We start from the raw sequence: 14,525 nt of genomic DNA on the forward strand, positions 1-14,525 counted from the left end.
AGCTCCAGCAGATCAGCGCACGGATTCGCGCAGGTTCGTCTTGAGGATCTTCCCCATGCCCGAACGGGGCAGCACGTCGAACACCTGCAGCTCCTTCGGGTGCTTGTACTTGGCCAGCTTGTCGCCGAGGAAGGCGCGCACATCGTCCAGGCTCGGCGGATTCTCCGGGTCCTTGGGGACGATGCAGGCGACCGGCACCTCGCCCCATTTCTCGTCGGGACGGCCGACGACACTGACCTCGACGACCTCCGGGTGCCAGGCCAGCACGTTCTCGATCTCGGCGCAGTAGATGTTCTCGCCGCCGGAGATGATCATGTCCTTGAGCCGATCCACCACATAGATGAATCCCTCGCTGTCACGCCGGACGAGGTCGCCGGAGTGGAACCAGCCGCCGTGGAAGGCCTCCGCAGTCGCCTCCGGGTTGTTCCAGTACCGGCTCATGACGCACGGGCCGCGGTAGACGATCTCCCCGACCTCATCCACGCCGACGTCGTTCATGTCGCCGTCGACGATCCGGACCGAGGTCTCCGCCGTGGGCTTGCCCACCGAGCCGATCTTGCGCAGCGAGTCCGCGAAGGGCAGGCTCACGGCGGTGCCGGTGGTCTCCGTCTGCCCGAACACCGCGGTGATCTCCGCGTCCGGCATGCATGCCGCCATCCGCGTGAGCAGCTTCTCGGTCGCCGGCGCCCCGCCCCATGAGGCGTGGGTGATCGCCAGGCCCTCGGAGCCCGTGCGTTCGATGATGTCGCAGATCAGGCTCCACTGCTGGGGCACCATGAACGCGGCGGTGACGGCGCTGGTCTTCATGTTGTGCAGTGCCTGCTCCGGGTCGAAGCCGGCACTGGGGATCACGAGCGCGGCGGCGCCGCCCGCGAGCGCGGCCTGGGAGGAGGCGAAGGAGCCGATGTGGAACAGCGGCGGGGCGAGCATGATGACGCCGCTGTCGCTGTTCGCACCCCACCGGGCGGCATTCTGCACCGCAGCCGAGAAGACCGTGAGGTTGGACAGCACCGCGCCCTTGGGATGCCCGGTCGTTCCCGAGGTGTGGAGGATGACGAAGTCGTCGTGCGGATCGGGGATGACGATGTCGCTGACTTCGAGCGGACCGGCCGGGTATGAGCTCGGGGTCAGCAGATCGACCTCGTCGCAGTCGACGAGGGCCGGCTGCGAGGTCGTCTCGCCGAGGGCGTGGACAGCCAGCTGGTGAGTCCCCGACTCGGTGAACAGGACGACGGGATCGACCATGTCCACGATGTAGGCGATCTCGCTGCCGGTGAGGCGGAAGTTCACCGGCACGATGATTGCGCCGATCGCGTCGGCTGCCGCGGTGACCACCAGGAACTCGGGCCGGTTCGTCAGGACCACGGCGACGCGATCGCCGCGCCCGACCCCACGGTCGCGCAGGTGCTGTGCCATCCGGAGCACGAGATCCGCATAGGTCGACCAGGTGATGCCATCGCCCCTGAAGACCACCGCGTGCTGATCGGGGATCTCATGAGCATGACGGAGCAGCTTGCCGGTCATCGACACTGACCGGCTGAGATCGAGCAGGTGATCGGTGGGCACAGAAGTCATCATCGACATCTCCGGGAGTTGTGGATCGAATGGAGGAGACTGAAAGTCGATCGTTAAAACACGAGCGATCGCTCAGTACTTATAACTATAATGCACTGCGGATAGTCTCATGCGAGGATCACGTCGAGCACGAGCCGGCGATGCCGACCGCACCTGGGCCGTCGGACGGCCGGCGGTGGCGCTGAACGGAGGAGTTCACATGGCTCAGACAGAACCGCCCATCGGCAGCGGAAGCACTGCCGGCGGGGAAGGCACCGCCGGCAGCGAAGGCGCTGCGCCGGAGAGCAGTCCGGAGATCGACCCGATCACCGCCGGCCTGGAGTCGGACACGCAGGCCCTGCTGTCAGCTCACCCGGTGGCGGAGATCCGCACCGAGGAGGACCGCTTCGCATTCCTCGAGGCCCGCTACGACGCGGGGCTCGGCGCCGTGCACTATCCGGAGGGCCGCGGCGGGCGCGGCCTGCCGCGGGAGTACCAGCTGGTCGTCGATGAGATCCTCGGTGCCGCCGGGGCCCCGGACAATCGGCCGGCGCACATCATCGTCAACCTCGGGATGGCGGGACCCACCATCCTCGCCGCCGGCACCGAGGAGCAGCAGCAGCGGTTCATGCGCCAGCTGTGGACGGGCCGGGATCGGTGGTGCCAGCTGTTCAGCGAGCCGGGTGCCGGCTCGGACCTCGCCGGTCTGGCCACCCGCGCCGTGCGGGACGGGGACGACTGGATCATCTCGGGGCAGAAGGTGTGGACCACCCTGGCCCACCTCGCGGACTACGCGATCCTGCTGGCCCGCACCGACCCGACTGTGCCCAAGCATCAGGGCATCACCTACTTCCTCCTCGACATGAAGTCCCCCGGGGTCACGGTGCGCCCGATGCGCCAGATCACCGGGGAGGCGGAGTTCAACGAGGTCTTCCTCGACGAGGTGCGGGTGCCGGACGCAATGCGCCTGGGCGCCGAGGGCGAGGGCTGGAGGCTCGCCAACATCACCCTGTCCAATGAGCGCTCCGGCTCGACGAAGAGTCCGCGGCGGGAGGGCGGGCCGATCCACACCCTGATTCAGGAGTGGCGGACGGCTCCGCCGGAGGATCGCGATCCGTCCTATCGCGACTCGATCGCCCGAGCCTGGGTGCGGGCCGAGGCGGTCCGCCTGGCCGGGATCGCGGTGCAGAGGCAGATGGCCCAGGGCCCGCCGCCTGCGGAGGCCAGCGCCCTCAAGCTCGCGAGCGCGGAGACGAACAAGCAGATCGCCTCGCTGGCGATGGAGACCGCGGAGACCGGTGCGCTGATCCACCCCGACGGCTACGCCTTCCACCAGCCCGACTTCATGAGCGTGGAAACCACCGGCCGCAGCGCCGGCTACTCCTACCTGCGCACGCGCGCCAACTCGATCGAGGGCGGAACCTCGGAAGTGCTCAAGAACATCATCGCCGAGCGCATCCTCCGCCTGCCGCGCGAACCCCGCACCGACACCGCCGTCCCCTTCACCGAGGTGCCCCGATGAGCAGCGCTGCACACACCACGACCACCGCCGATTCCGAATTCGCCGCAGGACTGCGCTCCGGCGTGCGGGGCCTCGGCGGCATCGCCGCAGTCCGCGACAATCTTGACGATCCGACGGAGGTCCGCCGCGCCCACCGCCGGATGATGGACGAGATGGGCCTGGCCGGCCTGCTCGTCACCGAGGAGCTCGGGGGACTCGACACCAGCATCCGCACCGCCGCAGCGTTGGGCAGGGTCGCCGGAGAGGTACCCGCGGCAGACCTCCTCGGCCCCTATGTGGAAGCCCCGGTGATCCTCGGGATCCTGCACGCCGGACATCCCGATGACGCGGTCCGCGAACTGGCCGCCCGCACGCTGACGACGATGGCCGACGGCGGCGACACCGTCACCGTGTCCACCGACGGACTGGTCTTCGACGCCGAGGCGTCCGAGCTGGTCGTCGTCTACCAGGACGAGTCCCTGCATCTGGTGCCGACCAGGGCGCTCGACCTCACCGAACTGCCGGCCTTCGACCCCACCCGCACGGTCCACCGCATCGATCCGGTGTCGGTGCTGGGCGCCGGCGAACTCCTGGCCGCCGGAGAGATCGCCTCGGAGATCGCCGGAGCAGCGCTGGTCGCCGGCCGCGTCTACCTCGCCGCCGAACTCGAGGGCACCGCGCGGGCGGTGCTCGACGCGACCGTGGAGTTCCTCCGCTCCCGGATCGCGTTCGGCCGGCCGCTGGGATCATTCCAGGCGCTCAAGCACCAGCTGGCCGAGATGTGGTCGGAGGTCTCCCTCATCGGCCCGCTCATCGAGGAGGCCGCCCGCGCCCTCGACGACGGCGAGGACGCCGACGAGGCGGCTCTCTGCGCCGCGGCAGCGCTGTCCTTCGCCGCCGACACCGCGGTCGCCGTCTGCGAGCGCGGCCTGCAGCTGCACGGCGGGATCGGCTACACCTGGGAGAGCCCGGTCCACATCTGGCTCAAGCGCGCGGCCGCCAACCGCGTGCGGCTCGGCACCCCGCACACCCTGCGCGCCGAGCTGGCGGCGCTGATCGACATCTGAGCGCCGCCGCAGGCGCCGAGGCGCCGGTCCGGATCTCCCGGACCGGCGCCTCGGTGCTCGGGCGGACTCCGGCCGTCACTCAGCCGGGGACGACGGTCTGCTGGTAGCAGGCCAGCCCCCAGCCGCCGCCGGCCCGCACGTAGGTGCTCGCCATCAGCGCCTCGAAGGGCGGCGAGCCGTCGTCCCGGCGAGCGGTGCCGCGATAGACCAGCACTGCCGCGTCCGCGCTGAGTCCGATCACCCGGGCGTCCTCGATCGCATAGCTGCTCCAGGGAGGAGCGTCGCTGAGCGATTCGAGCACGGCCTGCCGGTCGAACACGAAGCCGTGGGCGAGGATCATCACCCCGCCCGCGACCATCAGGTTCCCGTAGAAGTCCGATCCGGTGCCGTCGCACAGTGACTGCCAGCCCGCGTGCTCCAGCCGCAGCAGCTCGTCCAGCACGCTCATGCGGTCACCTTCCGGCACCGCCTGCATACCCAGACGCGTTCACTTCGCCTCGCCCACCTGCTCGGGCTCCTTGCCGTACTCCGCGCGCAGCTTGTGCTTGAGCAGCTTGCCCGAGGCGTTGCGCGGCAGCTCGTCGACGATCTCCAGCCGGGTCGGCTTCTTGAACGACGCGAGCTTGTTGCTGAGGAAGTCGTGCAGCTCCTCGAGGGTCGGCGGGTCCTGCGGGTCGGCGGGCACCACGATCGCCACCGGGGTCTCCACCCACTTCTCGTCGGGCACGCCCACGACCGAGGCGTCGGCCACCTTGGGATGGCCCGCCACGGCATGCTCGACCTCGATCGAGGAGATGTTCTCACCGCCGGAGATGATGAGGTCCTTGGCGCGGTCGACGACGTACATGAAGCCCTCCTCGTCACGCCTGACGAGGTCGCCGGAGTGGAACCAGCCGTCGTGGGTCGCCGCCTCGGTGGCCTCCGGACTGTTCCAGTAGCCGGCCATGAACCCGGGCCCGCGGTAGACGACCTCGCCCATCTCCCCGTCGGACACCTCGTTGCCGTCCGCATCGACGACCCGCACCGCGACCGGGCCGATCGCCTTGCCGATCGAGCCCATCTTCCGGACGGAGTCCGGGCCCTGCAGCTGCGCTGTCACCGGGGACATCTCCGTCTGCCCGAATGCGGCGGAGATCGCAGCGTTCGGGAAGGTCTCCGCCATCAGCTCCAGCGTCTGCCGGGAAGCCGGCGAGGCGCCCCACGAGATCGACCGCAGCGGCAGATCGCGCTCCTTGATCCCGGGCAGCGAGCACAGCGCCTGCCAGATCGTGGGGACCAGGAACATCGAGGTGACCCGCTCCTTCTCGATCATGTCCGCCAGCGCCGGGATGTTCGTGAGCACCTGCGGCGGGGCGATGACCAGCCGGGTGCCGGCGAAGAACGCCGGCGTCAGGAAGCCGACGCCGGCGATGTGGAACAGCGGGACGACCACGAGGTTGACGTCCGGGAGATCGCCGGGCGCGGGTGCGGAGCGGAAGATCGGGATGGTCTGGCTGAGCAGGTTGAGATAGCTGAGCATCACACCCTTGGGCGCCGAGGTGGTGCCGGAGGTGTACATGATCATCGCGATCGAGTTCTCGTCGATGTCCAGGTGCTCGACCGCGCCGCCGGCCTCGATGACGCCCGGCAGATCCTCGTCGAAGGAGATCACTTCGAGGCCGTGCCGGCCCTCGGCCGCGGCCAGCGTCTTGGCGCCCATCGCGTCGACGTAGATCGCCTTCGCCCCGGAGTCGGTGATGAAGTAGTCGAGCTCGCGGGGCACCGAGCGGATATTGAGGGGCACGGTGATGGCGCCCAGGGTGTTGATGGCGAGCATCGCCGCGATGTAGTCGGCGCGGTTGAGCGACAGGATGAGCACGCGATCCCCGGCTTCGACCCCGCGGTGCTGGAGGTCGGCGGCCATCGCCTGCACTTCGCGCTGCAGCCGTCCCCACGAGATGCTGTCCGACTCGGTGGTGATGATGATGTCGTCGGGCCGGTCGGTCGCATGGAGGTCGAGCATGTTCATCCAGTGCATCCGCCGGGAGAGGAAGGGCTGCCGATTGGGAAGAGCGGGAATTGTCACGTCACGGCCTTTCTGCACGTCGCTGTGCTGGTAGGGCATCAGTGTATTGGCCTTGAAGTTACCGAACAAGAGCTTTCATCGCTTCAATACCGGCTCCTGCGCTCGGGGGCCGGACTCGCCCTCCGTGCGGCTGCGGGCCGGATCCTCCGCCCGGCCGCCGGACAGGTCTTCCACCCAAGTGCCGGCAAAGTCGTCCACCCGGGTGGGAGCGCCGAGCATGCGGAGGTGGAACTCCGCAGGACCGAGGAGTGCGTCGATGGTGAGGATCCGCTTGTGCAGGTGTCCCACCGGCAGCTCATCGGTCATGCCGACGCCGCCGTGGAGCTGGATCGCGGACTCGCCCACCTGCCGGCCGAGCCTGCCGACCTGGGCCTTGAGAACCGCGACATCGCGCTCGGTCAGCCGGGCGGCTTCGGCCAGTGCCGTGGTGTACAGGAGGGTGGCCCGGGCCTTCGCATGTGCGATCCTCATGTCGGCCAGCCGGTGGCCCAGGGCCTGGAACGTGCCGATCGGGACGCCGAACTGCTCGCGGGTGAACGCGTACTCGGAGGTGCGGCGCAGCAGCTCGCCCATGGCGCCGACCGCCTCCGCGGCGAGGACGACGACTGCCCTGTCGAGCGCCTCACGGACCAGCGGCTCGGCTTCGGCAGCGAGGAGCACGGCGGGTGCGCCGGCGAATCGCAGGTGGGCTGCGGGACGGCCGTCGATGGTGGTGAACGCAGTGGCACTCGCCTCGGCGGGTTCGACGAGGAACAGCGCGAGCCGGTCGTCGAGCCGGGCGGTGACGACGAGGACGTCGGCTGCGGCGCCGTGGAGGACCATCCGCTTGTCACCGGTGAGGGCATGACCGCTGCCGGTGCGCTCGGCCCTCGTGGAGATCAGCGTCGGGTCGGGCGTGCCGCGGCCCTCCTCATGAGCCAGCGCCCCGATCGCCTCCCCGGAGGCGATCCGCTCCAGCCGGGAGCGCGCCTCGCGGCTGTCGGGCACGGCGGCGAGCATGCCCCCGGCCAGGACGACCGAGGCGGTCCAGGGCTCCGTGAGCAGGTGGGCGCCGAACACCTCGGCCACGGCGACGAGGTCGACGATGGACCCGCCGAGCCCGCCGATGTCCTCGGGGAAGGGGATTGCGGTGAGCCCCAGCTCGACGATCCGTCCCCACACCTCGGGCGACCAGCCGGTCTCCGAGGCGACGACGGCCTGGCGCTTCTCGAAGGGGCAGTCGCGCTGCAGAGCGCGGTCGACGGTGCTGCGGAGCTGGTCCTGCTCGTCGGTGAAGGTGAAGTCCATGGTGGCCTCCGGTCAGGCTCTCAGGGAGCGGGCGATCAGATCGCGCTGCACCTCGTTGGTGCCCGCGTAGATGGTGGTGGCACGGCTGTTGAGGTAGAACGGCATCGCGATCAGCGCGAGATCGTCGCCGAGCGCCTCGGTGTCGGAGCCGACGAGCAGTGCCGCGCGCTGATCCGGCAGCGCGTCGAGTCCGACGACGCGGGTCATCAGGACCGAGATGCGCTGGGTGAGCTCGGAGCTCATGACCTTGTTGAGCGAGGGATAGGCGGGGTCATCGACGATCGGGTGCCCGCTGATCGCAAGCTTCTCGAAGTGCTCGTGGGAGGCGACGTCGGCCTCGAGCTCGCCGAGATCGCGCTGGAAGACCGCGTCCTCGGCGAGGGTGCCGCCGAAGGGGGACGGCGTCGCGGCTGCCGCTGCCCGCAGGACGTCCAGCCGGTGGCGCATCGCGGGGCTCTGCGCGCCCCCGCCGCGCTCGTGCTTCAGCAGCTGCTTGGCCACCGACCAGCCGTCGTTCTCCGCGCCCACGCGCCCGGACTGGGGAACGCGGACATCGGTGAAGAACACCTCGCACTGCTCCGGTGCCCCGTCGATCCCGATGATCGGACGCACTTCCATGCCGGGATAGTCCATCCGGTCGAGCAGCAGGAAGGTGATGCCGGCCTGCTTGCGCCCCTCACGGCTGGTCCGGACCAGCATGAACATCCGGTTGGCATGATGGGCCAGCGTCGTCCAGATCTTGCTCCCGTTGAGGATGTAGTCGTCCCCGTCCGCGACGGCCGAGCAGCTCAGTGCGGCCAGGTCGGAGCCGGCTCCGGGTTCGGAGTAGCCCTGGGTCCAGTAGTCCTCGCCCGACAAGATCCCCGGCAGGTAGCGCTCCTGCTGCTCAGGCGTACCGAGCTCCATGAGGAGCGGGCCCACCATCTTCAGGCCGTTGGGCAGCAGCGGCGGCAGACCCCGCTTCTGGTGCTCGTCGGCGAAGACGTAGCGCTGCTCGACGGTCCAGCCGGGACCACCGTGCTCCACGGGCCAGTCGGGGGCGGACCAGCCCCGCGCATGCAGGATGCGGTGCCAGGCCATGACCTGTTCGTAGGGGGCGAAGGCGCTGGTGGTCTTCCGCCCGGCCTCAAGGATCTCCGGGGTGGGCGCCGTGTCCAGGAATTCGGCGACCTCGGCTCGGAACTGCGTGAGGTCGACGTTCGGTTCGATGTCCATCGTTCAGCCCTTCTTTCCCGTGAAGACGGCGATCCGGTCCTGCGCGTCCGGTCCGACCCCGGCGCTCTTCCAGACTTCGCGCTGCAGCCCGGCGTCCAGGGGCTGGCCGTCGGTGGCGTCGAGGAGCTCCTTGTTCGCTGCGTGGCTGAACGGCGACTGGTCGGCGATCCGGGTCGCCAATGACTCGATCTCGGCGTCGAAGTCGGCTGCCGGCACGGCGTACTCGGCCAGTCCGATCCGGACCGCCTCGGCGGCGTCGATCATGTCCGCGGTGAACATCAGCCGCTTGGCGGTTGCGGCGCCGACGCGCCGCGGGAGGCGCTGCGACATGCCCCAGACCGGAGTCAGCGCCCACTTCGCGTGGGTGTCACCGAAGCGAGCGTCGTCGGCGGCGACGATGAAGTCCGCGGCCAGCGCGACCTCGAGGGCCCCGGTGTAGCAGTGGCCGTGGACCGCGGCGACGACCGGCTTGGGCAGACTCTCGAGCATGCGCAGCGTTTCGCTGTGCCATCCGCGCGAGGGGACCGTCTCCCCGGCCCCGATGTCGGCCAGGTCGTGGCCTGCGGAGAAGCAGCGGCCCGCGCCGCGGATGACGACGCAGCGGATCGCCCCGTCCTCCCGCAGGGCTTCGATATGCTCCCGGAGCTGCGCGAACAGCGCCACGGTCAGCGCGTTGAGCTTCTCGGGACGGTTGAGAGTCAGCATCGCCCAGCCGTCGTGGTCGGAGCGGATCACCAGATCGCCCAAGGGCGCCTCCTAGGGAACAAGCGCGAACGCAGGAGCCGGCGGCTCTGCCAGCATCGTGAACGCCAGCTTACCAAACGATCGATCGCCTGGAATTCAAGTCCGGTCGGAACCGTTCTCCTCGTCCTCGGTGACGGATCCCGGCCCCTCGGCCCCCGCGTCGGGGCGGTCGATGGGCCGGTTCCAGGAGCCGTCGCGCTTCTGCGCTCGGCGGAGCTCGCGCGCCTCGGCCTTGGCCGCCTCCTCGATCCGGAGGCGCCTGTCGCGCTCCTCGGGATCCTCGCTGGGCTTCCTGACCTCCCAGATGTAGAGGATGGCCACCATGGTGATCCCGGCGATGGTGCCCAGCACCAGGCTTCCCCAGGGGCGCGGCAGACTGCCGAACCCGAACATCAGGTGGAACAGGAGCACCACGATCCCGGCGGTGCCGATGGCGACGATATAGCGCATGGACACATGCTTGCAGTGCGGGGGGCTTGCGGCAACACGATGCGGAGCGGCGATCGAGGAGAGCGGCACGAAGCGAAAGGCGTCCCACCGCGGCGGCCGTGACCGAGCGGAGCGGCGACCCGTGCGGGAGGGCGACCGGTCGTGGTTCCGCTCGGCCGATGCAGACGCAACAATAGGAGCATGACTGACTCATCGGTGATGCCCGAGGCCCCCAATCCCTACACGGCGGCGGCGGATCGTGCGGCCGCGGATCCGGAGCGGTTCTGGCTTCAGGCCGCCGAGCTCATCGAGTGGACGACCCCGCCGACGCGGGCACTCGACGACTCCCGCGCCCCGATCTACCGCTGGTTCCCGGACGGGGAGCTCAATGTCTGCCACAACGCGCTCGACCGGCATGTGGCCGCCGGCCGCGGTGATGACACCGCACTGGTCTACGACTCCCCCGTCACCGACACGGTCCGCCGCTTCACCTTCGCCGAACTGCTCGACGAGGTGTCCCGCTTCGCCCAGGCCCTGGCCGACCAGGGGGTGGGCAAGGGCGACCGGGTGGTCATCTACCTGCCGATGATTCCGCAGGCCGTCGTCGCGATGCTCGCCTGCGCCCGCCTCGGCGCCATCCACTCCGTGGTGTTCGGCGGCTTCTCCGCCCACGAGCTGGCCGTCAGGATCGACGACACGGCCCCGAAGGCCGTCATCTCGACCTCGTGCGGCATCGAGCGCTCGCGCGTGATCGAGTACAAGCCGCTGCTCGACTCCGCCCTCGACCTCGCCCGCGAACAGCCGGACTTCACCGTCATCGTCCAGCGCGAGCAGCACCGCTGCGAGCTCATCGCCGGCCGCGACTTCGACTACGAGGAGCTGCTCGCCGCCACCCCGGACGGCGCGCCCTGCACCCCGGTGGCCGCCACCGACGAGCTCTACGTCCTCTACACCTCCGGCACCACCGGCAGACCCAAGGGAATCGTGCGCGACGCCGGCGGCTGCGCGGTGGCTCTCGCCTGGTCGATGCCGAACCTCTTCGACCTGCGTCCCGGCGACACGATGTTCACCGCCTCCGACGTCGGCTGGGTGGTCGGCCACTCCTACATCGTCTACGGCCCGCTGCTGGCCGGCGTGACCACAGTGCTCTACGAGGGCAAGCCGATCGGCACCCCGGACGCCTCGGCCTTCTTCAGGGTCGTGGAGGACCACCAGGTCAACGTGTTCTTCGGCGCCCCCACAGCGATGCGGGTCATCCGCAAGGAGGACCCGGAGGGCCGGCTGATCGGCAAGCACGACCTGTCCTCGCTGCGCGCATGGTTCCAGGCCGGTGAGCGCCTCGACCCCGACACCTACGAGTGGACGACCCGAGTGCTCAGGCAGGCCACCGGGGACGACATCCCGGTCATCGACAACTGGTGGCAGACCGAGACCGGCTGGCCGATCGCATCCAACCCGATCGGCCTCCAGCGGTACCCGCTCAAGCCCGGGTCGCCGACCCTGCCCGTGCCCGGCTACCAGGTCGACGTGGTCGACGCGGCCGGCCGCGCCGTGCCGCCGAACGAGGACGGGCTGATCGTCATCCGGCTGCCGCTGCCGCCGGGCACGATGTCGACCATCTGGGGCGATGACGACCGGTTCGTCTCCTCCTACCTCAGCGCCTACGAGGGCTGCTACCTCACCGGCGACAGCGGACACCTCGACGAGGACGGCTACGTCTACGTGATGGGCCGCACCGACGATGTCATCAACGTCGCCGGCCACCGGCTGAGCACCGGGGTGATGGAAGCCGCGATCGCCTCGCACCCGGCCGTCGCCGAGTCCGCGGTGATCGGCGTCCACGACGAGACCAAGGGCCAGATGCCGCGCGCGTTCGCAGTCCTCAAGGACATCCCGGACCTCGACGTCGAGCAGGTCAAGTCCGAGCTCGTCGCCAAGGTCCGCTCCGAGATCGGCCCGGTGGCCGCGCTGCGCCGGGTCGACATCGTCGACGCGCTGCCCAAGACCCGCTCCGGCAAGATCCTGCGCAAGACCATGCGCGAGATCGCCGACGGGCAGACCGACGTCGTCGTCCCCTCGACGATCGAGGACCCCGAGGTGCTCGAACGCCTCCGTCCCGCGCTGGAGGGATGACGCCGATATCATGAGGACATGCCCCGCAGATCTGCCAAGCGCTCCGGACCCGTCGCGGGATCCGTCCTCGGCCTGGCCCTCACCGCCGGTCTGCTCGGGGTCGTCCTGGTGGTCGTCTGGGCGGCGAACGCCCTCAGCGGGATCGCACCGGCCTCGATCCGGCAGCTGGAGCTGAGTGGCGTGGACCGGCTCGACGATGCCCAGCTGCACAACGCGCGCACGATCATCGCGATCGGCCGCGGCGCCGACATGCCCGACAGCGCAGTCGTCATCGCGCTGATGACCGCGCTGCAGGAGAGCTCGCTGCGCAATCTCGACTACGGCGACCGGGACTCCCTGGGGCTGTTCCAGCAGCGGCCCTCGCAGGGCTGGGGCTCGCCGGAGCAGGTGACGGACCCGATCTGGGCAGCGAAGTCGTTCTACGGCGTCAACCCGGACGGCGTGAACCCGGGCCTCCGCCAGATCTCCGGCTGGCAGCGGATGACTCCGACCGAGGCGGCCCAGGCCGTGCAGCGCTCCGCCTATCCGAACGCCTACGCCAAGTGGCAGGACCTGGCCGAGGAGCTCATCCGGACGCAGACCGCGATCACCCCGATCAGCTGATCCGGACCTGGAGCGGTTCGGCGTCCCCGCCGCCGGCGGGTCGGGTCAGACGTGCTCGGCAGGTCCCCGACCTGCCGAACACTGCGGTTTCCCGCACCGCTGCGGCTGATTTATGCGGTTTACCACGGCCTTCGAACCTCCTTTCGGCGCCACCCCCCGGGCTAGAATCTCGTGCATGACGGACCAGCCCGACTCCCGCTTCCACAGCGATTCCCCGCCCGCTCAGACGGCCGGGGACGCCGGTGACGCGTACGACGGGCTCGATCATGTCAACGACACCGCTGCCATCGAACGCAGCGCCGAGCTCTTCAAGGCGCTGGCCACCCCCTCCCGCCTGCGCATCCTGCTGGTGCTCTCCCACGGGCCGTCGACGGTGACGAACATCGTCGATCACACCGGCCTCTACCAGCCGCTGGTGTCCCAGCATCTCAAGCTGCTGCGCGGGCTCCACCTGGTCAGCGTCGAGCGCCGCGGCCGGGAGGCGATCTACTCCCTCAGCGACGACCACGTCGCGCACATCATCCTCGACGCCCTGGCCCATACCCAGGAGCCCAAGGCCCCCATCGACTAGGCCTGCCACCCGGCGCCGCCCGTCACAGCTGCTCGGCGAGCCCGGCCTGGAATCGCCTGATCCGCTCGAGCGCCTCGTACGTCTTCTCCGGGCCGGCGGCCAGCGACAGGCGCACCGCCCGGTCGCCGTTGACCGTGTCGAAGTCCAGGCCGGGGCTCAATGCCACCCCCTCGGATTCCAGCAGCGCCTCGCACCACTGCGTGGCCGTCGCATAGGGACCGAGCACGTCGTCGATGTAGGCGTACATGTAGAAGGCTCCGTCCGCCGGCGCGAGGTCCGTCCAGCCGAGCTCCTCGACGGCATCGAGCACGTACTGACGGGCGGCTGCGAATCCGGCGACCGCGGCATCTCCCTCCGCGTAGGAGGCCTCCGTGAACGCCTCGACGGCGGCGAACTGGGCGGGCACCGGGGCGCACAGACTGAGGTTGCCGGCCAGCGCGTTGCACGGCTCGACGAGGTCCGGCGGCAGGATGGCCCAACCCAGCCGCCATCCGGTCATCCCCCAGTACTTGGAGAACGAGGAGATCACGACCGAATCATCGTCGAAGGCGAGCGCGCATTCGCCCTTGGCACCGGTGTACGTGATCCCGTGATAGATCTCGTCGGAGATCAGGCGCACGCCGTGCGTCCGACACCAGCCGGCGAGTTCGGCGAACAGCTCCGCGTCGATCATGGTGCCGGTGGGGTTGGCGGGCGAGGCGAGCATGAGACCGGACAGGGGCGCCTGGGCGTGGGCCGCCTCGAGCAGCTCCACCGTGGGCTGGAATCGCTCCTCCACGCCGCAGTCGAGCTCGATGACCTCGCAGCCGAGCGCGGCCAGGATGTTCTTGTACGCGGCATATCCAGGCCGGGCCAGCGCCACCCGGTCGCCCACGTCGAAGGCGGCCAGGAAGGCCAGCTGGAAGGCACCCGATGAGCCGGTGGTGACGAACACGCGCTCGACCGGCACATCCAGGTCGTACCAGCGCCGGTAGTGGCCCGCGATCGCCTCGCGCAGCTCCATGATGCCCGGCACCGGCGAGTAGCCCAGGTCGGTGCCGTCGACGACCACCTCGGCGGCCTTCTTCCGGACCCCGATCGGCGCGCCCTGCGACGGCTCTCCCACGCACAGGGAGATCACGTCATGGCCGGCGCCGCGCAGTTCGGCGACGCGCGCGATGATGTGCATGACCGAGAAGGCGCGCACCTCCTGGGACCGGGCGGAGACCTTCGGCTGGGCGCTCGACGGGACGGGACGATGCTGCTCGGTGTCGTCAGTCATGTCTCCCACTGTGGCACATCGGTCCGACCTCGCTGATTCCCTCACACCTGCTGATCTCGTTCGCACACCTCGCGCTTCCCATCACTCCCGGCGCT

13 protein-coding genes are annotated in these 14,525 nt (G+C 69.6%); 5 read left to right on the plus strand and 8 right to left on the minus strand.

Annotated features, from left to right (window positions below; genetic code table 11):
• Positions 1-12 precede the first annotated feature (12 nt).
• Positions 13-1,578: an AMP-binding protein gene (locus LXN01_RS05535; protein ID WP_236863580.1), complete on the minus strand. Its 1,566-nt coding sequence runs from the start codon at positions 1,576-1,578 to the stop codon at positions 13-15.
• A gap of 196 nt (positions 1,579-1,774) precedes the next feature.
• Here LXN01_RS05535 and LXN01_RS05540 point away from each other — a divergent pair, with 196 nt between their 5' ends.
• Complete coding sequence (locus LXN01_RS05540) at positions 1,775-3,076, plus strand: acyl-CoA dehydrogenase family protein (protein ID WP_236863581.1); 1,302 nt, start codon at positions 1,775-1,777, stop codon at positions 3,074-3,076.
• The gene (locus LXN01_RS05545) at positions 3,073-4,122 is read left to right on the plus strand and encodes an acyl-CoA dehydrogenase family protein (protein ID WP_236863582.1); all 1,050 of its coding nucleotides are present in this window, start codon (positions 3,073-3,075) and stop codon (positions 4,120-4,122) included. The genes LXN01_RS05540 and LXN01_RS05545 overlap by 4 nt, the downstream gene beginning before the upstream one ends.
• 79 nt (positions 4,123-4,201) lie before the next feature.
• Here the strand turns inward: LXN01_RS05545 and LXN01_RS05550 are convergent, their stop codons facing one another.
• From LXN01_RS05550 to LXN01_RS05575, 6 genes are all read right to left on the minus strand, one after another.
• Entirely contained in the window at positions 4,202-4,570 is a 369-nt protein-coding gene (locus LXN01_RS05550) for a nuclear transport factor 2 family protein (protein ID WP_236863583.1), read from the minus strand.
• A 39-nt stretch (positions 4,571-4,609) separates the two neighbouring features.
• Positions 4,610-6,226, minus strand: coding sequence for an AMP-binding protein (locus tag LXN01_RS05555; protein ID WP_236863584.1), 1,617 nt, complete (start codon positions 6,224-6,226; stop codon positions 4,610-4,612).
• A 36-nt stretch (positions 6,227-6,262) separates the two neighbouring features.
• Positions 6,263-7,474, minus strand: a complete 1,212-nt coding sequence (locus LXN01_RS05560; protein WP_236863585.1) for an acyl-CoA dehydrogenase family protein — start codon at positions 7,472-7,474, stop codon at positions 6,263-6,265.
• 12 nt (positions 7,475-7,486) lie between these two features.
• Positions 7,487-8,689: an acyl-CoA dehydrogenase family protein gene (locus LXN01_RS05565; protein WP_236863587.1), complete on the minus strand. Its 1,203-nt coding sequence runs from the start codon at positions 8,687-8,689 to the stop codon at positions 7,487-7,489.
• A gap of 3 nt (positions 8,690-8,692) precedes the next feature.
• Positions 8,693-9,436 carry an enoyl-CoA hydratase/isomerase family protein gene (locus LXN01_RS05570; protein WP_236863589.1) on the minus strand — a complete coding sequence of 248 codons (744 nt, stop codon included), beginning with the start codon at positions 9,434-9,436 and terminating at the stop codon, positions 8,693-8,695.
• A 93-nt stretch (positions 9,437-9,529) separates the two neighbouring features.
• Positions 9,530-9,883 (minus strand): hypothetical protein, encoded by a 354-nt coding sequence (locus tag LXN01_RS05575; protein WP_236863590.1) that lies wholly within the window; start codon positions 9,881-9,883, stop codon positions 9,530-9,532.
• Between the two features lie 180 nt (positions 9,884-10,063).
• Here LXN01_RS05575 and LXN01_RS05580 point away from each other — a divergent pair, with 180 nt between their 5' ends.
• From LXN01_RS05580 to LXN01_RS05590, 3 genes are all read left to right on the plus strand, one after another.
• A complete protein-coding gene (locus LXN01_RS05580; RefSeq protein ID WP_425547654.1) occupies positions 10,064-11,995 on the plus strand; it encodes an acetate--CoA ligase in 1,932 nt (643 codons plus the stop codon).
• Positions 11,996-12,013: 18 nt separating this feature from the next.
• The gene (locus LXN01_RS05585; protein ID WP_236863592.1) at positions 12,014-12,598 is read left to right on the plus strand and encodes a peptidoglycan-binding protein; all 585 of its coding nucleotides are present in this window, start codon (positions 12,014-12,016) and stop codon (positions 12,596-12,598) included.
• 175 nt (positions 12,599-12,773) lie between these two features.
• Positions 12,774-13,169: an ArsR/SmtB family transcription factor gene (locus LXN01_RS05590; protein WP_336885232.1), complete on the plus strand. Its 396-nt coding sequence runs from the start codon at positions 12,774-12,776 to the stop codon at positions 13,167-13,169.
• 22 nt (positions 13,170-13,191) lie between these two features.
• Here LXN01_RS05590 and LXN01_RS05595 read toward each other — a convergent pair whose 3' ends face one another.
• Entirely contained in the window at positions 13,192-14,430 is a 1,239-nt protein-coding gene (locus LXN01_RS05595; RefSeq protein ID WP_236863593.1) for a pyridoxal phosphate-dependent aminotransferase, read from the minus strand.
• Between the last annotated feature and the right edge of the window lie 95 nt (positions 14,431-14,525).

Source organism: Brevibacterium daeguense (assembly GCF_021729135.1).
Lineage (GTDB): Bacteria > Actinomycetota > Actinomycetes > Actinomycetales > Brevibacteriaceae > Brevibacterium > Brevibacterium daeguense.